At 64.3% G+C, this 22455-nt stretch carries 21 protein-coding genes; 7 read left to right on the top strand and 14 right to left on the bottom strand.

Annotated features, from left to right (window positions below; genetic code table 11):
• Positions 1 to 35: 35 nt before the first annotated feature.
• Positions 36 to 803, bottom strand: a complete 768-nt coding sequence (locus CH262_RS05540; protein ID WP_027494400.1) for an acetoin reductase — start codon at positions 801 to 803, stop codon at positions 36 to 38.
• Positions 800 to 1858, bottom strand: coding sequence for a 2,3-butanediol dehydrogenase (locus CH262_RS05535; RefSeq protein ID WP_027494401.1), 1059 nt, complete (start codon positions 1856 to 1858; stop codon positions 800 to 802). Before CH262_RS05535 ends, CH262_RS05540 begins: the two co-directional genes overlap by 4 nt.
• Positions 1859 to 2038: 180 nt before the next feature.
• Between CH262_RS05535 and CH262_RS05530 the strand changes: the two genes are divergently transcribed.
• Positions 2039 to 3154: a hypothetical protein gene (locus CH262_RS05530; RefSeq protein ID WP_094717189.1), complete on the top strand. Its 1116-nt coding sequence runs from the start codon at positions 2039 to 2041 to the stop codon at positions 3152 to 3154.
• A gap of 92 nt (positions 3155 to 3246) precedes the next feature.
• A complete protein-coding gene (locus CH262_RS05525) occupies positions 3247 to 5088 on the top strand; it encodes a flavin-containing monooxygenase (RefSeq protein ID WP_094717188.1) in 1842 nt (613 codons plus the stop codon).
• A gap of 53 nt (positions 5089 to 5141) precedes the next feature.
• Here the strand turns inward: CH262_RS05525 and CH262_RS05520 are convergent, their stop codons facing one another.
• The 5 genes from CH262_RS05520 to CH262_RS05500 all read right to left on the bottom strand — a co-directional run bounded on the left by CH262_RS05520 (position 5142) and on the right by CH262_RS05500 (position 9916).
• Positions 5142 to 6503, bottom strand: coding sequence for an NAD(P)/FAD-dependent oxidoreductase (locus CH262_RS05520; protein WP_045841641.1), 1362 nt, complete (start codon positions 6501 to 6503; stop codon positions 5142 to 5144).
• A gap of 63 nt (positions 6504 to 6566) precedes the next feature.
• Positions 6567 to 7571, bottom strand: a complete 1005-nt coding sequence (locus tag CH262_RS05515; RefSeq protein ID WP_094717187.1) for an aldo/keto reductase family protein — start codon at positions 7569 to 7571, stop codon at positions 6567 to 6569.
• Between the two features lie 23 nt (positions 7572 to 7594).
• Positions 7595 to 8848: a hypothetical protein gene (locus tag CH262_RS05510; protein WP_094717186.1), complete on the bottom strand. Its 1254-nt coding sequence runs from the start codon at positions 8846 to 8848 to the stop codon at positions 7595 to 7597.
• Between the two features lie 7 nt (positions 8849 to 8855).
• Positions 8856 to 9320 (bottom strand): MarR family winged helix-turn-helix transcriptional regulator, encoded by a 465-nt coding sequence (locus CH262_RS05505; RefSeq protein ID WP_094717185.1) that lies wholly within the window; start codon positions 9318 to 9320, stop codon positions 8856 to 8858.
• The gene (locus CH262_RS05500) at positions 9317 to 9916 is read right to left on the bottom strand and encodes a DJ-1/PfpI family protein (RefSeq protein WP_094717184.1); all 600 of its coding nucleotides are present in this window, start codon (positions 9914 to 9916) and stop codon (positions 9317 to 9319) included. The genes CH262_RS05505 and CH262_RS05500 overlap by 4 nt, the downstream gene beginning before the upstream one ends.
• 149 nt (positions 9917 to 10065) lie before the next feature.
• Between CH262_RS05500 and CH262_RS05495 the strand changes: the two genes are divergently transcribed.
• Positions 10066 to 10422, top strand: a complete 357-nt coding sequence (locus CH262_RS05495; protein ID WP_032364507.1) for an ArsR/SmtB family transcription factor — start codon at positions 10066 to 10068, stop codon at positions 10420 to 10422.
• The gene (locus CH262_RS28340) at positions 10419 to 11519 is read left to right on the top strand and encodes a TIGR03086 family metal-binding protein (RefSeq protein WP_094717183.1); all 1101 of its coding nucleotides are present in this window, start codon (positions 10419 to 10421) and stop codon (positions 11517 to 11519) included. Before CH262_RS05495 ends, CH262_RS28340 begins: the two co-directional genes overlap by 4 nt.
• Here the strand turns inward: CH262_RS28340 and CH262_RS05485 are convergent.
• The 4 genes from CH262_RS05485 to CH262_RS05470 all read right to left on the bottom strand — a co-directional run bounded on the left by CH262_RS05485 (position 11443) and on the right by CH262_RS05470 (position 15400).
• Positions 11443 to 12426 (bottom strand): ABC transporter substrate-binding protein, encoded by a 984-nt coding sequence (locus CH262_RS05485; RefSeq protein ID WP_094717182.1) that lies wholly within the window; start codon positions 12424 to 12426, stop codon positions 11443 to 11445. The two genes, CH262_RS28340 and CH262_RS05485, sit on opposite strands and share 77 nt — an antisense overlap.
• A 44-nt stretch (positions 12427 to 12470) precedes the next feature.
• The gene (locus CH262_RS05480) at positions 12471 to 13616 is read right to left on the bottom strand and encodes an acyl-CoA dehydrogenase family protein (protein WP_373453770.1); all 1146 of its coding nucleotides are present in this window, start codon (positions 13614 to 13616) and stop codon (positions 12471 to 12473) included.
• 62 nt (positions 13617 to 13678) lie between these two features.
• Entirely contained in the window at positions 13679 to 14506 is an 828-nt protein-coding gene (locus CH262_RS05475) for an SDR family oxidoreductase (protein ID WP_094717180.1), read from the bottom strand.
• A 72-nt stretch (positions 14507 to 14578) separates the two neighbouring features.
• Positions 14579 to 15400: a sulfurtransferase gene (locus CH262_RS05470; RefSeq protein ID WP_094717179.1), complete on the bottom strand. Its 822-nt coding sequence runs from the start codon at positions 15398 to 15400 to the stop codon at positions 14579 to 14581.
• 65 nt (positions 15401 to 15465) lie between these two features.
• On the opposite strand from CH262_RS05470, the gene CH262_RS05465 reads away from it, so the two are divergent.
• Positions 15466 to 16611 carry an NADH:flavin oxidoreductase gene (locus CH262_RS05465; RefSeq protein ID WP_027494415.1) on the top strand — a complete coding sequence of 382 codons (1146 nt, stop codon included), beginning with the start codon at positions 15466 to 15468 and terminating at the stop codon, positions 16609 to 16611.
• Between the two features lie 190 nt (positions 16612 to 16801).
• On the opposite strand, the gene CH262_RS05460 is transcribed toward CH262_RS05465, so the two are convergent.
• Positions 16802 to 17317, bottom strand: coding sequence for a CGNR zinc finger domain-containing protein (locus CH262_RS05460; protein WP_094717178.1), 516 nt, complete (start codon positions 17315 to 17317; stop codon positions 16802 to 16804).
• 86 nt (positions 17318 to 17403) lie between these two features.
• Between CH262_RS05460 and CH262_RS05455 the strand changes: the two genes are divergently transcribed.
• Both CH262_RS05455 and CH262_RS05450 read left to right on the top strand, forming a co-directional pair.
• Positions 17404 to 18285, top strand: coding sequence for an alpha/beta fold hydrolase (locus tag CH262_RS05455; RefSeq protein ID WP_094664850.1), 882 nt, complete (start codon positions 17404 to 17406; stop codon positions 18283 to 18285).
• Positions 18286 to 18419: 134 nt separating this feature from the next.
• On the top strand, positions 18420 to 20240 hold the full coding sequence (locus CH262_RS05450; RefSeq protein WP_179274917.1) for a pyridoxamine 5'-phosphate oxidase family protein: 1821 nt from the start codon (positions 18420 to 18422) through the stop codon (positions 20238 to 20240).
• 24 nt (positions 20241 to 20264) lie between these two features.
• Here the strand turns inward: CH262_RS05450 and CH262_RS05445 are convergent, their stop codons facing one another.
• Both CH262_RS05445 and CH262_RS05440 read right to left on the bottom strand, forming a co-directional pair.
• The gene (locus CH262_RS05445) at positions 20265 to 20474 is read right to left on the bottom strand and encodes a hypothetical protein (protein ID WP_094717176.1); all 210 of its coding nucleotides are present in this window, start codon (positions 20472 to 20474) and stop codon (positions 20265 to 20267) included.
• A 221-nt stretch (positions 20475 to 20695) separates the two neighbouring features.
• Positions 20696 to 22288 carry a DUF222 domain-containing protein gene (locus tag CH262_RS05440; RefSeq protein WP_179274916.1) on the bottom strand — a complete coding sequence of 531 codons (1593 nt, stop codon included), beginning with the start codon at positions 22286 to 22288 and terminating at the stop codon, positions 20696 to 20698.
• Between the last annotated feature and the right edge of the window lie 167 nt (positions 22289 to 22455).

Below are 22455 nucleotides of genomic sequence, written 5' to 3'. Positions count from 1 at the left end.
TTGTGCTCCAGCTCACAAAGCGGATTCATGCGGGGTCACCGGTAGACCAAACCACCATCGATCAACGGTGCCTGTCCGGTCATGTAGTCCGAGTCGGGTCCGGCGAGATACGAGACGAACGCGGCGACGTCCTCGGGAGTCTGCGCCCGACCGAGAGCGATACCGCCGACGAACTTGTCGTAGGTCTCCCCCTCGGCGGCACCGGTCAGCTCGGCGAAGCGCTTGTCGATGGTCACCCACATGTCGGTGCCGACAACGCCGGGGCAGTACGCGTTGACGGTGATGCCGTCCGAGGCGTACTCCTTGGCCGCAGCCTGGGTCAATGCCCGGACCGCGAATTTCGTTGCGCTGTAGACCCCGAGCATCGCGAACCCGTCGTGGCCTGCGATCGAGGAAGCGTTGATGATCTTGCCCTTCTGGCCGAGCGCCTTGAATGTGGCTGCCGCAGCTTGAATTCCCCAGAGCACACCGTCGACGTTGACGGCCCAGATCTTCTTCGTGTCTTCCGGGCGGACGTCGTCGAGCGGCGCGACCTGTGCGATTCCGGCATTGTTGACGATGACGTCGAAGCCGCCGAGCGCTTTATGGGTATGTTCGACGGCCGCGAACACTTGATCGCGATCACTGACGTCGGCGACGAATGTCGTTGCCTTCGAGCCTGTTCGACGCACCTCGTCGGCCACGCCGGCGATCTTGTCCTCGGCCAGGTCGACCAACGCGATGTCGTGCCCGTCGTTGGCCAACCGCAACGCGATCGCCCGTCCGATGCCCTGACCGGCCCCTGTCACCAGCACCGCGCTCATGCGGGTACACCCGTCGAGGGGTCGACCAGAACTTTCATCTTGGTGCCTGCGTGCAGCGCCTCGAATCCGTCGTCGATGACGCCGTCGAGCGTGATCTTGTCCACCCAGCCCGTCGTGTCGTAGTGGCCCTGGCTCATCAGGTCGATGACGGCCTCGTAGTCGGCGGAGGTGTAGCAGAGCGATCCCTGGATGCGGGATTCGTTCATGACGAGCTTCTGCAGCGGTGTGGTGAGCGGCTTTTCGTAGATCGCGACGCTGACGAGCGGTTTGCGAGCACCGATGCAGCCCAGCGCGGTCTCGACGGCCGGTTGCACACCGGCCGCGTCGTAGATGGCGTCGGCCCCGTTGCCGTCGGTCAGATCGGCGATGAACGCGGGCACGTCCACTGCCGTCGGGTCGAGGGTCTTGGCACCGAGCGCTTCGATCGAGGCGCGACGCGTCGGCGACGGTTCGACGACGTAGACGTTGTCGAGTCCCTTGCCGCGCAACGCGAACCACAGGCCGATGCCGATGGGGCCGGCTCCGAACACCATCGCGGTGTCCTCGGGCTTCGGATCCCCCAGTGTCGCAGCGTGATAGGCGACCGACATCGGTTCGACGAGGGCACCGAGTTCGAGGGAGACGTTGTCGGGTAGGGCGTGAATCATGTCCGTGGGGACCACGGTGTATTCGGCCATTCCGCCGTCGGACATCAGTCCGTGGAAACCGATCTGCGCGCAGATGTTGTAGTTACCTGCCCGGCAGGGTCCGCAGTGTCCACAGCGGTAGAGCGGTTCGATGGCCACGCGATCGCCGACCGAGATGCCGGTGACACCCGTGCCGAGCTCGGTGACCGTGCCCGAGAACTCGTGTCCGAGCACCAGGGGCATCTCCTGGCCGGTCAGTGGATGCGGCGAAGTGGGGATGAAGATCGGGCCGGCGTAGTACTCGTGTAGGTCGGTTCCGCAGATTCCGTTGAACCCGACCTTGACCTTGACCTGCCCCGCACCGGGATTCGGTTCGGGTACGTCGGTGATCTCCACCTTGTTCGGGCCGTAATACACAGCTGCACGCATCGGTTCTCACTCCTGACTGAATTGGATGCACACAGGTTTATGTGACGACGACCACTTCCGACAGGGTTGCAGTGCGTTGCATCGAATCGGCCGCACTGCAACCTCCCGCAACCCTGACGGTGGTCTGTGATTCAGCTCATAGTGACGGCGACCCTGTCGCCCCCACCGAGAAGAGACCCCATGACCGCAACCGCAGACCGACCCCTCGACGAGCCGAAAACGGCGTCAGCACAGGGCAACTGGCTCATATTCGGACTGGCCAACCTCGCCGTGGTCACGGCCGTATCGCTGGCTACCTGGTATCTGTTGGCCGATCCCACCACCAGTCCCTGGAACTTCTATCCCCTGCCGTTCAACGCCGCGCTGTTCTGGGCCATTCTCTTCATCGTGTTCATCGGATTCGATTGTGAATTCGCCGGATTCGACTCTCTGAAGCAACCGATGCGCGGGCTCGCGATCCTGACTTCGACGGCGGTGTTCGCCGTTGCCGTCACCTGGATCCTCGGCAGCGGCCTCGGGGCGCTGTATCCGGATTTCGCTGGCACTCGGGAGGGTGGACTGGGCTACTTCGCCGGAGCGCTGTTCGTGCTGTTCGGATTCGGCACCTGGGTCATGGTGGTCCTCAACTGGCAACACTGGCCGTGGACCGTGCTGCGCATGAAGCAACCGCTGATCGGGCTGTGCGAGATCGCATTCGTCGCCGTCCCGACCCTCGCGTTGTACTTCGTGTTCGGACTGCCGTCGGTCTCGCTCTCGGCCACCGATCCCCTGATGTCCGTGGACACCGCACTCGGCTGGTTCTACTCGATCGTCGTCTCGGTGATCCTGACCGGCCAGACCCTCGACAACTGGCCCTGGAAATTGGCCGGCGGCGGCGGACGGACCGCACTGGCGGCCACCGTCGGCAACGCGGTGCTCGGCACCGCGATCTACTTCCTGATGGTTCCGCTCGCGAAGCTACTCGTCGGCTCGGAAGCCACCGCAGAACTCGGTACGGTGATCAACCAGTTCCCGGCACAGATCGGAGTCTGCTGGGCATTCTGGATGATCTTTTGGGCGAACGGCTTCGGTAATCGCTTCCCGGCGGCGGGACGCGCAGTACTGACTTTCGCGCTGGCCATCGGCACGTTCCTGGCCTACTACTACGTTCTTGCCGAGCACATGCTTCACGAGCCCGTCGTCGCTGCCGGGATCTCCGGCAACGCACTGGGCTTCGTCGACTGGCTGGTGCTGTGGACATTGATCTACGTCGTCGGATTCCAGTCGTTGGGGTTGAAGAAACTGTCACCGGCATGAGCCGCTGCAACGCATTGCAACTCTCGACCCGACCGCCTGAAGAGAGTGTGCTGGGTCACAGAACGAGCACCTCTTCATCGCAAGGAGTTTTTATGACCCAGACCATCGAGCCCGACTCGATCACCCGCACGCACACCCCGCAGGAACGGGTCGACGCCTGGTTGTCGAAGTTCGAGGACGCCCTGGTCGCCCGGGACATTTCTCGTGTTGCCGGCATGTTCGCCGTCAGCAGCTTCTGGCGTGATCTCGTCACGTTCACCTGGAACCTCAAGACGGTCGAGGGCCGGGACGGCGTCGCCGACATGCTCGGTGAAAGGCTCGCCGATACCGACCCGACGGGATTTCACACCACCGAGACCCCCGACGAAGCAGACGGCGTCGTCTCGGCGTGGATCGCATTCGAGACGGCGACGAGCCGCGGCAAGGGACATCTGCGTTTGACGACGGACGCCGAGACCGGTGACGACGTGGCGTGGACGCTGCTGACGACGATGCAGGAACTCAAGGGATACGAGGAGCGGCAGGGCAAGTCCCGCATCAAGGGTGCCGTGCACGGCTCGAATGCCGACACCCAGAACTGGGCCGAGAAGAAGGAGATGGAAGAGAAGGAGCTCGGCTACAGCGTGCAGCCGTACGTCCTCGTCGTCGGCGGCGGGCAGGGCGGCATCGCTCTCGGTGCTCGGTTCCGTCAACTCGGCGTCCCGGCGATCGTCGTCGACCGCGCCGAGCGCCCCGGAGATCAGTGGCGTGGCCGATACAAGTCACTGTGCCTGCACGACCCGGTCTGGTACGACCATCTGCCCTACCTGCCGTTCCCGCCGAACTGGCCGGTGTTCGCGCCGAAGGACAAGATCGGCGACTGGCTCGAGATGTACACCAAGGTCATGGAGGTTCCGTACTGGAGCAAGACGACCGCGAAGTCCGCGACCTACGACGAGACCGCGAAGGAGTGGACCGTCGTCGTCGACCGTGACGGCGAGGAAGTGATCCTGCGGCCCAAGCAGTTGGTGATGGCCACCGGGATGTCCGGCAAGAAGAACGTGCCGAACTTCCCCGGCATGGACGAATTCGAGGGCGAGCAGCACCATTCCAGCGAACACCCCGGTCCCGACGCCTATGTCGGCAAGCGCGTGGTGGTCGTCGGTTCCAACAACTCGGCGCACGACATCTGCAAGGCGCTGTACGAGACGGGCGTCGACGTCACGATGCTGCAGCGCTCGTCCACGCACATCGTCAAGTCGGACTCGTTGTGCGAGATCGCCCTCGGTGATCTGTACTCGGAGCGCGCGGTGGAGTCCGGAATGACCACGGCCAAAGCTGATCTCACGTTCGCGTCGCTGCCGTACCGGATCATGCACGAGTTCCAGATCCCGGTGTATCAGCAGATCGCGGAGCAGGACAAGGATTTCTACGATCGCCTCGAGAAGGCGGGCTTCCAGCACGATTTCGGTGACGACGGTTCCGGCCTGTTCATGAAGTACCTGCGCCGCGGCTCGGGCTACTACATCGACGTCGGCGCGTCCGAGCTGGTCGCGGACGGCAAGATCAAACTCGTTGCCGGACAGGTGGAGCGGATCAGCAAGACCGGCGTCGTACTCGAGGACGGGACCGAACTACCGGCGGACCTCATCGTCTACGCCACCGGCTACGGCTCGATGAACGGCTGGGTCGCCGATCTCATCGACCAGGAGACCGCCGACAAGGTGGGCAAGTGCTGGGGCCTGGGCTCGGACACCACCAAGGATCCCGGTCCGTGGGAGGGCGAACAGCGAAACATGTGGAAGCCGACGCAGCAGGAGAACTTCTGGTTCCACGGCGGCAATCTGCATCAGTCACGCCACTATTCGCTGTACTTGGCGCTACAGATCAAGGCGCGTTACGAGGGCATCGACACCCCGGTCTACGGGCTGCAGGAGGTGCATCACCTTCGGTGACGGTCGTGCGCGGAAACTCGTAGTGGGCTACGAGTTTCCGCGCACATGGCTGCCTAGTCGTACACGCCGGTCCCCTGCGCCTTGGCGATCAACGCATCCTCGGAGCGCACCTGATCGAGGTTGACCACGCGGGTGGACAGCACCGTCGAGTACAGCCAATCGGTGGCCACGCGCACCCGGGCGGAGGCGGTGGGCAGGGCATAGAGGTGATAACCACGGGCGACGAACTTCGCGACGGCTCCGGTGAGGGGCACACCCAAAGGCTTTGCCACACCGTCGAATCCGCCCAGGTCGGCGACCAGTCCCAGATCCTTGTGTCGGTACGGTCGAGCAGTGCCGACACCGAGGGACGCGGCGACGTTCTTGGCCACCGCTGTGCCCTGCCGCTGAGCGTGCTGCGCGGTGGGCGGCGTCGGCTTCGACGGGTCGGCGGCGATATCGGGCACCGCGGCCGCGTCACCGATGGCCCAGACGTCGTCCACGCCGGGGACCGTGAGGTCGGGGTTGACCACAAGCCGCCCCTTTTCGGTCGGCAGGTCGAGTTGCGCGATGAGGGGGCTCGCAGCCACGCCCGCTCCCCACACCAGGGTGCGTGTCGGTACGACGTCGCCGTCCGTCAGCGTCACTGCGTTCGCCGTGGCCGATTCCACCGACACCCCGAGACGCACCTCGACGCCGCGAGCGGCGAGGACTTCCATTGCTTCCTTGCCGAGTCGCTCGCCCAGTTCCGGCAGCACCGCCGGCGCGAGGTCGATGAGCAACCACCGGATGTCCGACGGGTCGACCGTCGCCCACCGGGTAGCGATACCGCGAATCCAATTCTGCATCTGCGCAACGAATTCGGTGCCCGTATAGCCGGCTCCCACAGCGACGACGGTGAGCCGTTCCTTGCGTTCGGCGCGGCCCTCCGGCGTGTCGGGCAGTTCGTCGGCTGCATCCAACTGCTTCAACACGTGGTTGCGAATGAACACCGCTTCGCTCAGGGTCTTGAGACCGTGTGCGTGCTCGGCGACACCGGGGATGTCGAACTGCCTCGTCACCGAACCCGGGGCCAGAATCAGCTTGTCCCAGGCCAGTTCCGAATCACCGTCGGGACCGGCGACGCGAACGCGTCGATTCTCGAAGTCGACGGACGTGACGTGCCCCAGCACCAACCTGGTGCGCCGCAACGTCTGCCGCGTCGACACCGCGATGTCTCTGGGGTCCAGCACACCGGTGGCGACTTCGGGCAGCAGCGGACTGTAGAGCAGGTAGTCGTTGGGTGCGACCAGGGTGAACGAGGCGCGGTCCGGGCCCAACAGCTTCTGCATCTTGCGCAGTGCGTAGAAGCCACCGAACCCGCCGCCGACCACCACCACCCGGGCTGGGGATGCGGGAGCCGGGGCGGTGCTGCGATTACGGAGTGGTGAGCGCATGGTCCACATTAACGCCGAGTACCGCAGCTCCGCCCCGTCAAACGTGGACCGGTCGACGAATTTCTAGACCAACCGGGCTTCCGGGGATCCGGTCTTACCCGCATCGCGCTCGACCGAATCGCCGAGGGCTTCGTCGATCTTGGCCAGTACATCCGCGTCCAGGGTGATCTCGGACGCCTTGATGTTCTCGGCGATCTGCTCGGGACGCGATGCCCCGACCAGCGCGGCGGAAATGTTGTCGTTGGCCAGAACCCAAGCAACAGCCAACTGCGCCATGGTGATTCCGAGATCGTCGGCGATCGGTTTGAGTGCCTGCACCCGGGTGAGCGTCTGATCGTCGAGGTAGCGCGCGATCATCTTGTCGCCGCCCTTGTCGTCCTTGGCGCGCGAACCGTCGGGCAGCGGTTGTCCGGGTAGGTACTTGCCGGTGAGAACGCCCTGAGCGATGGGCGACCAGACGATCTGCGAGATGCCGAGTTCCTTGGACGCCGGGATCACCTGATCCTCGATGACGCGCCACAGGGCAGAGTACTGCGGCTGGTTCGAGATGATCGAGAACCCGTTCTGCCGTGCCAGTTCCTGGCCGGCGCGGAGCTGATCTGCCGTCCACTCCGAGACGCCGATGTAGAGGGCCTTGCCCTGACGGACGACGTCGCCGAACGCGGCGATGGTCTCTTCGAGCGGGGTCTCGACGTCGTAGCGGTGGGCCTGGTAGAGATCGACGTAGTCGGTACCGAGCCGACGCAGCGACGCGTCGATGCCTTCGAGGATGTGTTTGCGGGACAGACCGGTGTCGTTGGGGCCCTTGGGTCCGACGGGGAAGTAGACCTTGGTGAAGATCTCCAGCGATTCGCGACGCTCGCCCTTCAACGCGTCACCGAGGACCGTTTCCGCAGCCCCGTTGGCGTAGACATCGGCGGTATCGAATGTGGTGATGCCTGCATCGAGAGCCGCACGCACGCACTGGGTCGCGATGTCGTTCTCCACCTGCGAACCATGGGTCAACCAATTGCCGTACGTGATCTCCGAAATCTTCAGTCCACTGTTTCCAAGGTATCTGTAAGCCATGTAAGAAAACGGTACTCCGGTGATCAATTCACAAGTGGCCGACGGCCGAGGAACCGCGTCCCGACGCCCGCAAGGACCACCGCTACCACTGCCGCGCCCGTGGAGAGCCACAGTTCCATGCTGGGCCACGTGGAGTGGTGGAGGGCGGATGTGAGCGGCGTGTACGCAGTCCAGCCGTAGGTGACGACCATCGGCACCGTGATCGCCACCGGTACCGCGAGGCCGATGGTCAAGGGCGTGGGGGTCGAGGGAGTGGTAGTAGCCGGCGTGCACGCAACGTACAGGTAGGCCGCAGCGGCCGGGAAGATCACCAGACTCGCCGCGTAGTGCACGTTGTCCCATGGGGACCGCTCGAACAGCGCGGTCGTACACACCACTGCCAGGGTCGCGAATCCGACGATCGGTCGACCCCAGCGCAGCCCGAGTGCCGCGCCCACTGTCACCGCAACTGCCGTGATTGCCACGAGCCCGAGCACCCAGATACCGTCCGACACATCGACGCCCACCCCAGCGGTGGTGGTCGAGGTGAGCAACACGGCTGTCCCGGCGAGCACAAGAATGCCTCCGCGACCCGGTAGCAGAGCGGCAGCACCGAACAACACTGGTACGACGACGAGGCCGAAGTACCAGCTTCCACCGAAGCCGTCTTCAGCTCGAAACAGCATCTGCACGAACAACATATTGAGCAGCAAGCCACCGATCGAGATCAGTAGTATCGCCCCGATCGGTCGGATGCTCCGTTCCGGTGGCGCATGGTCGTCGCTGCGGTCGACAAGAGCTGCCGAGGCCACTGCAATTACGACGAGCACGCACAGCACCGGAACGACCACCGGTGGGCCGATATCGGATTCGGTGAGGTAGTCGGCGTAGCGACGCGGGATACTCGGATGCTGCAAGGCCTCGACCGCGCCTGCACTGAGTAGTCCGACGAGGAACGACCCGATCAACAGTGCTTGCCGAGCTCGTACACCGTTCGCCCGTACTGCAGTGCATCCCAACAGAACTCCGCCTGCCACCACCTCGGCGAGGTCGGAGGGCATCATCAGGGCCGTCACCCCGGCGCCAATGGCCGCAGCGATGGACAGGCCTGCCAGAATATTGCGCCGACGGACGAGCATAGCCAGACCCGACGCCAGAATCACTGCTACGGCGACTCCCCCTCCGCCGCTGGAGAACACCACACCCCCGACGCTGGTGTCGCCGAAGATATCGACCCCGTCGGATTGCGAGAGCAAACCGGCCAGGAGTCCGGAAAGAACGATCGCGAGTGCTGACATCCCCGAATTATGCACGGCCACCACGGTAGGCGCGGGATGCCGCAACAATCTTCTCCAAAGTCTGTGCAAAAGCACGCAATTCGTCCTCACCCACCGCGGCGCCCACCGCGTCCGACCACGCGTGTTGAGCATCTCGCAGAGCGGCTACGGTCTCGCGCCCCTTCGGGGTGGGCTCGAGGAGCTTCGCTCGCTTGTGGTTCGGGTTTTCGCTGTAGACGGCCCAGCCCCTGTCCACCAACAGGTTTGCGGTTCGTTGCACACTTTGCCGCGCCAAACCCAGACCGACGCGTCGCGCAATATCGGCCACCGAGAGCGGCTCGTCGAGAGTGGCCCCGAGAACCTGCCACCAGGCCGGCGTCAATCCTGTCGGTTCGGTGATGTCCTGTGCGGCAGCGAGGAATTCGCCGTTGAGCTCGAAGACCGGCAGGACCACCTCGGTGAGCGCATCCCCCTCCGGCGTTCGTCCGCTCATGCGCCCGTGAGCTGGTCGTAGAATCTGCGCTCCCCCGTCGTGTAGAGCCCGTACCAAGCGTCGATGATGGGCTGCGGGAACACGTCCAGGCGCTCGAACACCAGCTTGGCGAACTCGATCGGTGCGGTCGCTCCCGCGGTGATGACGGTGCCGTCGGACACTGCCTTCTCCTCACGGTAATGCTCCGCTCCGCGGTATTTCGCAGCCGGAGTGAGGAATTCGGCGGCATTCGAGGTATGTGGCCGGCCGTCGAGCAGGCCGGTCCGAGCAAGCCCGTAGGTTGCCCCGCAGATTGCCGCGACCGGAGTGCCCGCCGCCACGAGTTCGGCGGCCAGCTCCAACGCTGCCTCGTTGGCGGAGTCCCACGTGCCGGCACCGGGCAGGATCAGCGCGTCGACGGGCGGAAGATCGGCCAACGCAACGTCGGGGGTAATCCTCAGGCCGCCCATCGTCGTCACCGCCTCCCCCGACTCCGATGCGACGAGCAACCGGTTGGCGTCGGGATTCTGCTCGCGGGCCATCGCGAGCCCGGCGATGAGGTAGCCGTACTCCCAATCGGCCATGGTGTCGGTGGCATACAGCGCAACGGTGATCACGGAACGGTCCTCACGTCGATTGACAGGATGCTGTCAATATTGCACGCACGACAGCAGGCTGTCAACCCTTCTGCGATCCTTGTAAACCAATTGGTTGACTACACAGCTCGAGGGGCATATCTTTACTGCATTCGAGGAGGTGGGTGACCATGGACGACCGGATCGAGCAGCTCAATCGAACCTTTGCAGCGTTGGCGGACCCCACCCGGCGCGACATGGTTGCTCGGCTTGCGGGTGCCGACGCCAACGTCAGCGAACTGGCCGAGCCGTACGACATGAGCCTGCAGGCAGTCTCCAAGCACGTGAAGGTGCTCGAGGACGCCGGGCTGGTGACGCGCAGCAAAGACGCCCAGCGCAGACCGGTGCACTTGGATGCGGAGGTGTTCGGCCTGATGGCGAAGTGGATCGAGCGCTATCGCCAGGAGGCCGAACAGCGCTACCGCCGACTCGACGACCTGCTGGATCACGTTGTAACACAAGACGACTCTCAGAAGGACGTGTCATGACCGAGCACGAAACCGAGATAGTAGCGGACGACAAAGTACCCACAATCGAGATCATCCGGCAGTTCGACGCGTCGCCCGAGCAGGTGTTCCGCGCACACGTCGACCCCGATCTGTATCGGCAGTGGGTGGGCCCACGGTCGGTGACGACGCGAATCATCGCGTGGGACGCGCGAACCGGCGGTGCATGGTCGTTCGCGAACGACCGCGACGGCGAAGAGATCGCGTCGTTCTTCGGCAGCTTCCACGAGGTTCGCGCGAACGAGCGGATCGTGTGGACCTTCACCTACGAAGGCGATCCGGATTCGGTCGCCCTCGAGACAATGGCTTTCGAGGCCCGCGACGACGGCGGCACGCGATTGAGGGTGCTGAGCGTGCTGTCCGACTTCGCAACCCGAGACGGGATGCTCTCCAGCGGAATGGATGTCGGAGTCAGGGAGGGCTACGAGAAACTCGATGCACTGTTGACGGGACCGGCTGCACAGCATGCACGGGACGCCGCCGCGTTCACGACGTTGGTCGAATCCGTTTCCGGGGACGCGTGGTCTCGGCCCAGTCCGGTACCGGAGTGGAACGCGCTGGGTGTCGTCGAACACCTCGTCGGTTGGTCACGTGGTTTCCTCGGCGGTGTCGAGGGTGTCGAGCTCACCGAACTCGACGTGGCGCGCGATCCTGCCGCCGCGTGGGCGCGACACGTCGCCGACATCCAAGCCATCCTCGACGCCCCCGCAGGCCGCATCCTGAGCAATCCGCACATCGGCGACATGCCGGTCGAAGACGCGATCGACCGGTTCTATACCGCCGATGTGTGGATGCACACCTGGGACTTGGCCAAAGCCCTGGGACGCGAACCCGATCTCGGCGAAGAGCGTTGCGCCGCAGCGCTGATCGCCATGAAACCGATGGACCGCGTGCTCCGCGAGAGCGGGCAGTTCGGCCCCGCCGTCGACGTCGACGACAACGCATCCGCCCAGGACAGGTTGATGGCCTCATCGGACGCGACCCGTCCTGGTCACCCAAGAGTTAGGTACCCACAGCCTCGAGCTGCGGACGAATCTCGTTCAGCGAGAACTCGACCGACGCTTTCGATGGTGTATTGAATCCCACCACCGTCGCGTAGTCGACGACGGCAACTCCGCCGCCGGTCGCCGCGGGCAGGCTGGTGAACCCCGGAAGTTGTTCGAGGTCTTCGCGCGTGCCGCCGTTGGGGAGAATGACCACGAGGTCTGCGGTGAGAACGTCCAGCCGTTCGGGGCTCAGCACGATCCGGCCGTGAGAGATGTCGGGCGAGTTCACCAAATCCTGCGGGACGTCGAGTCCGATGCTGTCGAAGACCTTCGCGGCACCGTCCTCCGGGTCGGCGACGACCGCAAGCTGCTGACTGTCGAAAACGAACTGCGACAACACAGCCGACTTACCGTCGAGCGCCGGGTACTGCTGACGGATGCCATCGGTTACGGCATGCCCCTCGTCGATGATGCTCTGTGCATCGTCCTCGCGATCGAGCACCCGCCCGAGCGTCTCGATCTGCGATTCCCACGTCTCGACCTTCTCCGCCTTCGGAAATATCGTGGGCGCGACATCGGACAAGCTCTTGTACGGCTCTATCGACGGTATCCCCGACAGCAGGATCAGGTCGGGCTGTAGCGCCGCAATCTGCTCGGTCGGCACCGAAGCCCCCATCTGATCGACGGCGGCCGAGTCGAGCATCTGGGCATCCGTACCCACTGCGGATTGCCAGGGGTAGAGCCCGCGTTCGTCGCCGTTCGATCCGGCGGATACATACCCGACGGGTTGCACGTCGAATTCGAGCAGCGCGTCCACCCACTGCTGCCCGAATGCGACGATGCGCTGTGGCGTTCCCGTGATCTGCGTGGGTCCGGCGAGTGTGTCGACGGTGACGCTGCGCGTGTCGGAGTCGGCGTCGTCAGCGGTGTTGCTGCTGCACGATGCCAGCGTCAGGGCCGTGGCGACGGCAAAGGCGCACCCCAGGAAGGTCCTTGTCATCGGCAGAAATTAGCACAGCCTTGCCTTCCCGAGGTGAGCTACGTTCACAGGTACTTGCGCAGCTCCATCTTCGCGATGGACATCTTGTGCACCTCGTCGGGACCGTCGGCGAGCCGCAGCGTCCGCACGTGTGCGTACATCATGGCGAGCGGGAAGTCGTTGCTGACTCCGCCTCCGCCGTGCACCTGAATGGCGCGGTCGATGATCTTCAGCGCCATCTCGGGCGCAGCAACCTTGATCGCTGCAATCTCGGTGCGCGCTTCCTTGTTTCCGACGGTGTCCATCAGGTACGCGGCCTTGAACGTGAGCAGCCGCGTCTTCTCGATCTCGATGCGCGCCTCGGCGATCCAGTCCTGGATGTTCGCACGCATGGCGACCGGCTTGCCGAAGGTCACCCGTGAAACCGCACGGCGACAGAGCAATTCGAGCGCTCGCTCCGCAACACCGATGGTCCGCATCGCGTGGTGGATGCGGCCGGGCCCCAGCCGAGCCTGACTGATGGCGAATCCCTCACCCGGCCCCTTCAGCACGTCCTTCGCCGGCACCCGCACGTCCTCGAAGAGCACCTCGGCGTGTCCTTCGCGGTCGACGTAGCCGAAGACGGGCAGGTTGCGCAGCACGGTGACGCCGGGCGCATCGATGGGCACGACGAGCATCGACTGCTGCCGGTGCGTTGCTGCCTCGGGATCGGTCTTGCCCATGACGATCAGAACCTTGCAGTTCTTGTGCATCGCGTTCGACGTCCACCATTTGCGCCCGTTCAGGATGAAGTCGTCGCCGTCGCGGTCCATCTTCATCGCGATGTTGGTGGCATCGGAACTGGCGACGTCGGGCTCGGTCATCGCGAAGGCCGAGCGAATCTTGCCGTCCAGCAACGGCTTCAGATACTTCTCTTTGTGCTCGTCGGTACCGAAGAGGGTGAACACCTCCATGTTGCCGGTATCGGGTGCGTTGCAGTTGCATGCCTCGGGGGCGAGCAGGCTGCGGCCCATGATCTCGGCCAGCGGAGCGTATTCGAGGTTGGTCAGGCCGGGGCCCCACTCGGGGTGCGGATGGAACAGATTCCACAGTCCACGCTCGCGCGCTTCCTTCTTCAGGTCCTCGAGAATCGGGGGATGGAAGTGCGGGTCACCGGCTTCGAGCATCTGTTGCTCGTACACCGCCTCCGCCGGATAGACGTGAGAGTCCATGAACTCCAACAGATCCGACTCGTACTTCTTTGCGCGGTCGCTGGTCTCGAAAAATGCCACGTTCAGTTCCCCTGTTGGTTGTCGAGCAAGCTGTCCTGGTAGCGGCGCATGCCGCGCAACCACCGGTCGTAATCGGCACCTTTGTTGCGGTACATGTCCAGTACGTTCCCGTGGGGCAGGATCAGGAACTGCTCCCGGTCCATCGCGTCGAGCACCACGTCGGCGACGTCGAGCGGCTCGAGCACAGCACCCGCGCTCAGCACCGCGGCAGTTGCGGCCGCTCCCAAGGCATCTCCCGATTCACGGCCTTCGTAGAGCAATTTGGTATTGACGCCCATCGGGCACAGGCAGCTGACGCGAATGCCCCGACTGCCGTAGGTAACGTTGAGCCATTCGGCGAATCCCACCGCAGCATGTTTGGTCGTCGCGTATGTCGCGGAACCGATCTGGGTGAGCAAGCCGGCTGCGGAGGCCGTACTGACGAAGTAGCCCTCACCACGTTCGAGCCAACCCGGCACCAACAGCTGCGCAGCGCGGATGTGTGCGCGCACGTTGACGTCGAAGGACAGGTCCCAGTCCGGTTCGCTGGCGTCGAGCCCGGGGGCACCGCTGATGCCGGCGTTTGCGAAATACAGATCGACCGGACCGAACAACTCTTCGGCGACCGCGATCAGCCGCTCGATATCCCCTATGTCCGACGCGTCGGCCGCGGCAGCGACGGCTGTGCCCGGCCGGTCTCGCTCGATGGCGTCGACCACGGATCGGGCCGTGGACTCGTCCACATCGGAGACGACGACGCGGGCGCCGTGTTCGGCGAGTCTGGCGGCGATGGCTCCGCCGATTCCGCCACCACCTCCGGTGACGATGGCGACCTTGCCTGCAACCTTCATTCCCCAGGTATAGTTGAAGTCAGATTCAAGTTCAACCCTGGTTGAGTGAACTTCCAGCTCAGCGCCGGTGTGTCATGCCCTCGGCCGCGTCGGATCGGTGATCCAACCCGACCACGAGCCGGGATACAACGCGGCGTCGATTCCTGCCAACTCCAGTGCGAGAATCTGATGCGCAGCGGTCACGCCCGAGCCGCAGTAGACGGCGACGTCCTTTCCCTTCGGCACGAGTCCACCGAATGCGCCGTCGAGTACCTCCGGGGGCAGGAAGCGCCCGTCGGAATCGACATTGTCGGTCGTCGGCCTGTTGATCGCCCCGGGGATGTGGCCGGCCACGGGATCGATCGGCTCGACCTCGCCGCGGAATCGCTCGGGTGCGCGGGCGTCGAGAAGGACGTTCTCGCGTGCGAAGTCGAGCACGTCCTCGACTTCGAGGACCCGGGCCAGCGGCGGCCGCGCCGTGAACGATCCGGCCGCCACGATCGAGGGCTCGGTACCGACGGAATAGCCCTCGTCGACCCATCGCGCGAACCCGCCGTCGAGGACGCGCACATCCCGGTGACCGAAGTAGCGGAGCAACCACCAGGCCCGCGCAGCCGCAGTTGCCGGGCCCGCGTCGTAGACCACCACCGCGGAATCGTCGCCGACTCCGGCTCCTCGCATCGCCGCGACGAACGTATCCGCGTCGGGCAACGGATGGCGGCCACGATCGTCCGGCGGTGCCGCCAGTTCCGTACCGAGGTCGACGAATTGCGCGGTCGGGATGTGCCCCGCCTCGTAACCTGCTCTGTCGCTACCGTTTTGGAGAGTCCACCGAATGTCCAGGACCACTGGGCCGCGACCCATCTCGAACAGACCGTGCAATTCGGAAGCTGATATCAGCGGCGACTGGCTCATAATGTTTCGACGCTAACAGTCCGGGAGGGGGAATAGCTCGGACTCCGGCCAGGTTGTGCGCAGGCGTGACCGAAACTGCAACGACAACACCGCACCTGTCCACCGCCGGGCTCTTCGAGCCGTTCGAGGTCAAGTCGCTGAAGCTGCGTAACCGCTTCGCGATGGCCCCGATGACCAGGGCGTTCTCGCCCGACGGCATCCCCGGCCCGGACGTGGCGGAGTACTACCGCAAACGTGCAGCAGGCGGCACCGGCCTCATCATCACCGAGGGCACGTACATCCCCGACCCCGCCGCAGGACCGCACACCCGCGTACCGAGGATCTACGGCGACGCCAGCCTCGAAGGATGGAAGGGCGTCGTCGATGCGGTCCACGCCGAGGGCAGCGCGATCATCCCCCAGCTGTGGCACCTGGGGGTCGAGCGCGGCACCGAGCCACGCCTGTTCCCCGACGTCACCACCGTCAGCCCGTCCGGCATCGCTCTCGACGGCTCCTCGGTCGGGCGCGCCTTCACCGACGCCGATCTCGACGAACTGACCTCGCACTGGGTTCAGGCCGCCGTCAACGCGAAGAACACCGGCTTCGACGGCCTGGAATTGCACGGCGCTCACGGTTATCTCCTCGACGAGTTCCTCTGGGCAACAACCAATGTGCGTGACGACGAATTCGGCGGATCTCTCGAGGCCCGCACCCGCTTCCCCGCACAGGTTGTCGCTGCGATCCGCGCCGCGGTGGGTGAGGACTTTGCCATCGTGTACCGCTTCTCGCAGTGGAAGAGCAACCACTTCGACGCTCGACTCGCAGAGAACCCGGCCGAACTCGATCGCGTCCTCACGCCGCTGGTCGACGCAGGCGTGGACGTACTGCATGCTTCGACTCGGCGGCACTGGGATCCGGCATTCCCCGAACTGGACGGAGTGGACGGCAAGCTCGGTCTGGCCGGTTGGACGCGCAAGCTCACCGGCGTTCCGACCATCACCGTCGGCTCCGTGGGCCTCGATTCGGTGTTCACCTCGGCATGGTCGGAGGACGCGGCCTCCGGTGTGACGGGATTGGACGCGCTGGCGGGCCAGTTCCAGGACGGCGAGTTCGATCTGGTGGCTGTCGGACGCGCGCTGCTCTCCGATCCGGAGTGGGTGAACAAGGTCGGCGACGGCCGCGTCGACGAGCGCATCGAATTCACGCGCGACCACATTCGGAACCTGGTCTGACGCCCCCAGCCCTGGTCGCCCTCGGGTCCTAGCGCCCGAGAGCGACTCTCACCTCCTGCACGACGAGCCCACGATCGGTCGGTCGTGGGCTCGCGTGTTGCGCCCGAGCAGGAGACGGCACACCCCGCGCCGGCCAGCAGAATGTTCGCGACGAGGGCGATCGCCCTGCGCCCGCTGCGGCGCGCGACAATCAGTCGCCCGCTGCCCTAGCACGGTGCCGTCGGGCCTTCATCTTGTTGCCACACGTGGCCATCGAACACCACCGCGCGGTGCCCGCACGGGAGCGATCCAGGAGAAACAGGCGGCACTCGTCATTCGCACACGGACGCAGTGCGCCGGGAATAGTCTCACGAATCTCCGCCCAGGCCAGCACTATTCGCGCAGCAAGTCGGCGATCCCCGGCCACCTGCAGATTCCAGTCCAGCGCGTCATCGGTCAGCACCGGCACCCGCGAGAGGCCATCAAAGTACGTTCTCAGCGATGACGGTGACGCCTCACCCCGCACCACCCGCTGAAGGTCGTCACGCACAGCGCGACACACCCGAAGCTCCTCGGCGCTTCCGGTCCCGCCGCGTGCACTCAGCCAGTCTCGGCCGTCGGCGTCGCCCGCCAAGAGATCGATCGGCTGATCATCCACGACCGGGGTGGTGTTGAGCAGGTCGATCAGCAGTGCCTCATCGATCGCCCGTGCTTCCGCGGTGTCCATGTAACCATCATAGACCGCTTGACAGGTTACGGCCAGTGTGGTTCCGTCATGGGAGTAACCACATCAACTACCTATAGGGGTTATTCATGGTCGCCGTTCATCACCACACCACCACCGTCGACGGACTCGAAGTCTTCTACCGCGAGGCCGGCAATCCCGCCGATCCCACCATCGTGCTGCTGCACGGAACACCCTCGAGCTCTTTCATGTTCCGCCACCTCATCCCGTTGTTGGGCAAGCATTTTCACGTGATCGCACCCGACCTCATCGGCTTCGGATACTCGTCAGCTCCATCCGTCGACAACTTCGACTACACCTTCGACACGCTCACCGCGGTGACCGATCACCTCCTCGAGCAGCTGGGTCTCGACCGGTACGCGATCTACACCCAGGACTACGGCGCACCCGTCGGATGGCGTCTCGCCCTCAGCCATCCCGATCGCATCACCGCCATCGTCACTCAGAACGGAAATGCCTACGAGGAAGGGTTCGTCGACTCGTTCTGGGCTCCTCTATGGACCTACGCGAATAACCGCACACCGGAAACCGCGGCTCCGCTGCGCGAAGCACTCGAACTGGACGCGGTCCGATGGCAGTACGTCCACGGTGTCTCCGATTCGACGCTCCTGAGTCCCGACGCTTGGATCCACGACCACACGCTACTCACCCGCCCCGGCATCGACGAGATCCAACTGCGGCTGTTCGCCGACTATCCGACCAACGTCCGCCTGTATCCCGCGGTGCAGCGCTACTTTCGCGATTGTCGTCCCCCGCTCCTTGCTGTCTGGGGCAAGAACGACGAGATCTTCGGACCCGACGGTGCGCGCGCGTTCCTGCGCGATCTCCCCGACGCGGAAATTCATCTACTGGACGGGGGCCACTTCCTCCTCGAAAGCCACCTCGACGACGTCGCCACCCTGATCACCACCTTCCTGCACCGATCTTCCGGGGCGCGACACGCAGCCTGATAGAGAACTTGTTCTCGATTCCGCACCAGCTATTCCCAATAGCCATGTATGCCAACAGCCTCCGAGAAAGGCCAGACGTCATGCGAGCAGATGGCGACCACATGCCGAGCCAGTGGCATCCAGGGGAGGAGACGATGCACCGTCTTCTGCAGGTGCCGTATGAGGACAACCCCACTGTCCCAGGGCTGCCCGCCGCATACGGACCCTGGATGAGCCGGAGCCCACTCGTGGCGCTGGGGACGATCGGCGTCGACGGCCGTGTGTGGACAACGCTGCTCGGAGGCGCTCCGGGAACAGCAACCGTGGCCGCGGACAGTGTTCTCCGAGTGAGGTTTCGGACCCGGCTCGAATCTCGCCCCGCAGATCCGGGCGCTCACTGGACGGGTACCGACCCAGTGCTCGAGGGTCTCGTGGGCGACGAAGCCACGAACGGACGTGGAAGGCTGGTCTCGGGCCTCGTCATCGATCTCGAGCACAGGGGCCGGGTCAAGATCGCAGGACGGCTGCACGACGGGATGGTGATGGAAAGGCGAACGAACACAACGCCTTCGGAGACCAGCGAACCTATCGACGTACAGGTGAATGTCGCAGTCGACGAAACCCTCGGAAACTGCCCCAAATATCTGAACAAACGGGCGATAACACCCTACGCATCATCTCCGCAGTTGATCACCGATTCACTCCCGCTACCAGCCGACGCCCTCGCCCTCATCGGCAGATCCGACACGTTCCTCATCTCCAGCCGACACGGCGCCCACAGCATGGACACCAACATCCGCGGTGGGGCACCAGGATTCGTCCGGGTATTCAGCAACTCCGACACGGAGGGCGTGACCCTGGTGTACCCGGAGTACTCGGGGAACCGCCTCTACCAGACGTTGGGAAACATCACTTCCGACCGGGCAGTGGGACTCACCTTTCCCGATTTCGACACCGGCGACATCCTCTACCTGACGGGACGCGCAGAGGTACTGATCGGAGATGCCGCTGAAAGCGTGCTGCCACATAGCAGTATGGCTGTACGGATCGATATCGAGGCAGTGCGCTTCGTAAGAGAGGGCCTTGCATTCCGAGGCACGCTGCTCGACCCGTCGCCGTACAACCCGCCGGTTCGAAGATTGGCCCGCGAGGTCGGAGGTTCGGGCCTGCGGCCCAGATCAGCGGACAGAATGCTTGCCTCGCTGATCCACAAGCTGCCGATCACACCGACGATATCGCGCTACACATTCCGGCTTTCTCCAGGCGAGTCGTCGACGCCGGTGCGATGGCGTGCAGGGCAACACGTCACCCTCGACTTCTCGGATCGACTCGATCGTGGCTGGTCGCACATGCGCGATCATGACCCGAGCTCCCTCAACGACGACTTCATCAGAACGTTCACGGTGTCCAGCGAACCGAACACTTTGGGCAGCAATGTATTCGAGATAACCGTTCGGGAGCACGGACCGGTCAGCCGCCTGCTGTCGCGGTGGACTCCAGGGTCGGACCTGGCCGTCCCTGTCATGGGCTTCGGCGGCGAGGACGACACCAGATACGCCGATACGCAGCCCGATACCGACGACGTAGTGGTCGTGGCATCGGGGATCGGGATCACGCCCTTCATGGCGCAGGCGCATGCTGCCCACGAATCCGGACTCGCGCTGACCCTGCTGTGGAGCATCCGCGCAGAGGACCTGGCTCTCGCCGTCGACGTCATCGAGCAGGTCGGCCACTTGGGGATGGCGATCACGGTGTTCATCACCGGACAGTTGGACACCGACGGGCATGCCAAGGCATGCACTCTCGAACAGCTCCGAGCCCGGACCTACATACGACGAATGACCGAGTCCGACGTCAAAGCCGTAGGCCACGTCGGGCGAAGGCAGTTCTATGTGTGCGCTGTGCCTCCTCTACACGCAGCAGTTCTGGGGTGGTTGGCTGGTGAGGACGTCAGGTTCGAGGCCTTCGACTACTGAACGTTGCATCCAAGAACGCGGCCTCTAGAAGGGCGGTGCTGCCGTGTCGTCTGTCTTGGGCTGTTCGTCGTCGGGTGGGTCGGGGTAGGCGATGATTCCCGATCGCCTCGGCTTGGTGGGTATGTGGGGTCTGAGATCGTTGTCGGTGATCGGTACGGCTGTTCCGTTGGCGGGCAGAGTGATTCGGGCGGTCTTCGAGGTGGAGGTCCACAGAACCGCGCCACCGGGGAGCATGACCGCTTTCCAGTAGCCGGCAGTCTTGACGCTGTGGTGGTATTCGCAGAGGCATTGGAGGTTGTTGACTGTCGTCCAGCCGCCGCCGAGGGGATTGGCGTGATCGAAGGCGATGATGTGGTCGAGTTGGCAGCGTTCGGCAGGTCGGTGGCAGCCGGGGAAACGGCAATGGCGGTCGCGTAGCCGGACTGCGGCGGTGGTGAGGGCGTCGGGCCGGTAGATCAGGGCTCGGTCGGTGAGTGGGTCGCGTCGGACGGACTTGCCGAGGGTGGGGTCGGCGGCAATGGCGGCTTCGAGGCTGCGGCCAGGGATGCGTTGCCGAGATAGATGCCGGAGGAAGTGCGCTGTGCGTTGCGGCCTGCGGGGCGGATCGCCGGGTTGTCGGGTTGTCGGGGGCGGACCGCCGAGGATAGGTCGAGGGCAGAGCTGTGCCGTGTGCCCCTGCCGACGGGTGTGTGAGTACAGAACAGGGCTGCAGAGGACGCCAAGGCATTCCGACGTCGTTGCCGGTGCTGGGTCTCGTCGTAGTCGGTCGGCTCAGGCGGTATCGGGGCTGGCTTCGAATGCGATTCTGCTGCAACCGAACCCGAACCCGAACCCTGGCCCGGCCCCGCGCCGGGATGCGGTCCTGGGTCCGGTAGCGACGGTGGCGGTACCGAAGGTGGCGGTATCGACGGTACTGGCGCTGCGGTGTTCGTTGCGGTGCCAGTGCCAGTATCCGTCCGCGTTACTCGCGTATCCGGTTCCGCGTCGGTTTGTGTCGCGTCAGGCTCTGTCGCGTCAGGCTCTGTCGCGTCAGGCTCTGTCGCGTCAGGCTCTGTCGCGTCAGGCTCTGTCGCGTCGGGCTCTGTCGCACTCGGCTCGGCTGTGGTTTCTGCCGAGCGTTGTTCCCATTCCCCGGTTTCCGGGTTCTGCACTGCCAATCCGAGTTTCTCTGCCAGCGTCACCGCCTCGGTGAGCAGGACCTGCCACTGACTGTTGCGCGCCAACTCCCGCGCGAGGTCGGGATCGATGGATCCGTGCCCAGCCAGATACGCAGGATTCGCCAACAGTCCCATCAGCGTCGCGATATCGACAGTGACCATCGTCAACGGCACCCGACGATCCGGCAGCTCTGCATCTTTCTTCGGGCAGTCCTCACGTTGACACAGGCATTTTAGCCGGGGTTCTCCGTGCATCCGCGCCATGAAGGCGTCACACAGCCGATCTTGTTTGCCGCGTGGGTCTTTCGGGCAGAGCGTGTCGGCCATTTCCTCCAGGAGCTGCCATGCGGCCGCCGCTTCGGGGGCGGTCAATTCTGCTCGGATCCGCGCCAACTCCCCAGCCGGGGCGTAGGAAACATTGCGGAACTTTTTCGCGAACTCCCGCAACGCTGCTGCTTCCTCCGGTGCGACGCGCAGCAGAATGTCCCAGATCTCCTTCTCCAGCGGCCCCGGTGACGACCGTCGGGCTGCTTCGACGATCTCGTCCTCGACCGACTTCACGATGTCGTCGGAGAGGTTGTCGAGGATCCGGCACACCACCCTCACTCGCGGAAGGTCGATCTCCCCAGCCTCGAATGCCTTCTTCACCAGCGGCAGTCGAGTGTGCAGGGCGACCCCGACCGAGACATACGCCTCGGCGACCGTCGCCGAACACCCCAACGCCACCGCCATCTCCGTGCGCCCATACCGGCTGTAGTGTTTGTGCTTGGTGTCGAGAGTGATCCAGCTCCGATGGACGTCGTAGCACGCGGAAATCTTGCGGGCCGCCAGCCGATTCTCCTCTCGCGCAGCGGCGGTCAACGCATCCAACGAGACCGTCGGTATCGCCATCTCTTCACCCCCCAGTGAATCGAAACAAGAACGCATGTTCGAACTGCAAGAAGAGTATCCCGACCCACCGACAAGAACGCCGGACCCGTCGAACCCCAGGTCGTGGGACCGACGCGGCGATGATCGCGTACCCGAGCCACATGCCACGAATATCGACAACGCCTATC

It is taken from the genome of Rhodococcus sp. 05-2255-1e (assembly GCF_002259025.1).
GTDB classification, from domain to species: Bacteria; Actinomycetota; Actinomycetes; order Mycobacteriales; family Mycobacteriaceae; genus Rhodococcoides; species Rhodococcoides fascians.
Note: the sequence above shows the minus strand (reverse complement) of the source record. Positions and strands in the feature narration are given on the sequence as shown.

What these genes read in the sequence shown, in the direction of transcription:
- CH262_RS05540 (WP_027494400.1), bottom strand. Translation starts at nt 803, where the DNA reads ATGAGCGCGGTGCTGGTGACAGGGGCCGGTCAGGGCATCGGACGGGCG.
- CH262_RS05535 (WP_027494401.1), bottom strand. Translation starts at nt 1,858, where the DNA reads ATGCGTGCAGCTGTGTATTACGGCCCGAACAAGGTGGAGATCACCGAC.
- CH262_RS05530 (WP_094717189.1), top strand. Translation starts at nt 2,039, where the DNA reads ATGACCGCAACCGCAGACCGACCCCTCGACGAGCCGAAAACGGCGTCA.
- CH262_RS05525 (WP_094717188.1), top strand. Translation starts at nt 3,247, where the DNA reads ATGACCCAGACCATCGAGCCCGACTCGATCACCCGCACGCACACCCCG.
- CH262_RS05520 (WP_045841641.1), bottom strand. Translation starts at nt 6,503, where the DNA reads ATGCGCTCACCACTCCGTAATCGCAGCACCGCCCCGGCTCCCGCATCC.
- CH262_RS05515 (WP_094717187.1), bottom strand. Translation starts at nt 7,571, where the DNA reads ATGGCTTACAGATACCTTGGAAACAGTGGACTGAAGATTTCGGAGATC.
- CH262_RS05510 (WP_094717186.1), bottom strand. Translation starts at nt 8,848, where the DNA reads ATGTCAGCACTCGCGATCGTTCTTTCCGGACTCCTGGCCGGTTTGCTC.
- CH262_RS05505 (WP_094717185.1), bottom strand. Translation starts at nt 9,320, where the DNA reads ATGAGCGGACGAACGCCGGAGGGGGATGCGCTCACCGAGGTGGTCCTG.
- CH262_RS05495 (WP_032364507.1), top strand. Translation starts at nt 10,066, where the DNA reads ATGGACGACCGGATCGAGCAGCTCAATCGAACCTTTGCAGCGTTGGCG.
- CH262_RS28340 (WP_094717183.1), top strand. Translation starts at nt 10,419, where the DNA reads ATGACCGAGCACGAAACCGAGATAGTAGCGGACGACAAAGTACCCACA.
- CH262_RS05485 (WP_094717182.1), bottom strand. Translation starts at nt 12,426, where the DNA reads ATGACAAGGACCTTCCTGGGGTGCGCCTTTGCCGTCGCCACGGCCCTG.
- CH262_RS05480 (WP_373453770.1), bottom strand. Translation starts at nt 13,616, where the DNA reads ATGGACTCTCACGTCTATCCGGCGGAGGCGGTGTACGAGCAACAGATG.
- CH262_RS05475 (WP_094717180.1), bottom strand. Translation starts at nt 14,506, where the DNA reads ATGAAGGTTGCAGGCAAGGTCGCCATCGTCACCGGAGGTGGTGGCGGA.
- CH262_RS05470 (WP_094717179.1), bottom strand. Translation starts at nt 15,400, where the DNA reads ATGAGCCAGTCGCCGCTGATATCAGCTTCCGAATTGCACGGTCTGTTC.
- CH262_RS05460 (WP_094717178.1), bottom strand. Translation starts at nt 17,317, where the DNA reads ATGGACACCGCGGAAGCACGGGCGATCGATGAGGCACTGCTGATCGAC.
- CH262_RS05455 (WP_094664850.1), top strand. Translation starts at nt 17,404, where the DNA reads ATGGTCGCCGTTCATCACCACACCACCACCGTCGACGGACTCGAAGTC.
- CH262_RS05450 (WP_179274917.1), top strand. Translation starts at nt 18,420, where the DNA reads ATGCACCGTCTTCTGCAGGTGCCGTATGAGGACAACCCCACTGTCCCA.
- CH262_RS05445 (WP_094717176.1), bottom strand. Translation starts at nt 20,474, where the DNA reads ATGCTCCCCGGTGGCGCGGTTCTGTGGACCTCCACCTCGAAGACCGCC.
- CH262_RS05440 (WP_179274916.1), bottom strand. Translation starts at nt 22,288, where the DNA reads ATGGCGATACCGACGGTCTCGTTGGATGCGTTGACCGCCGCTGCGCGA.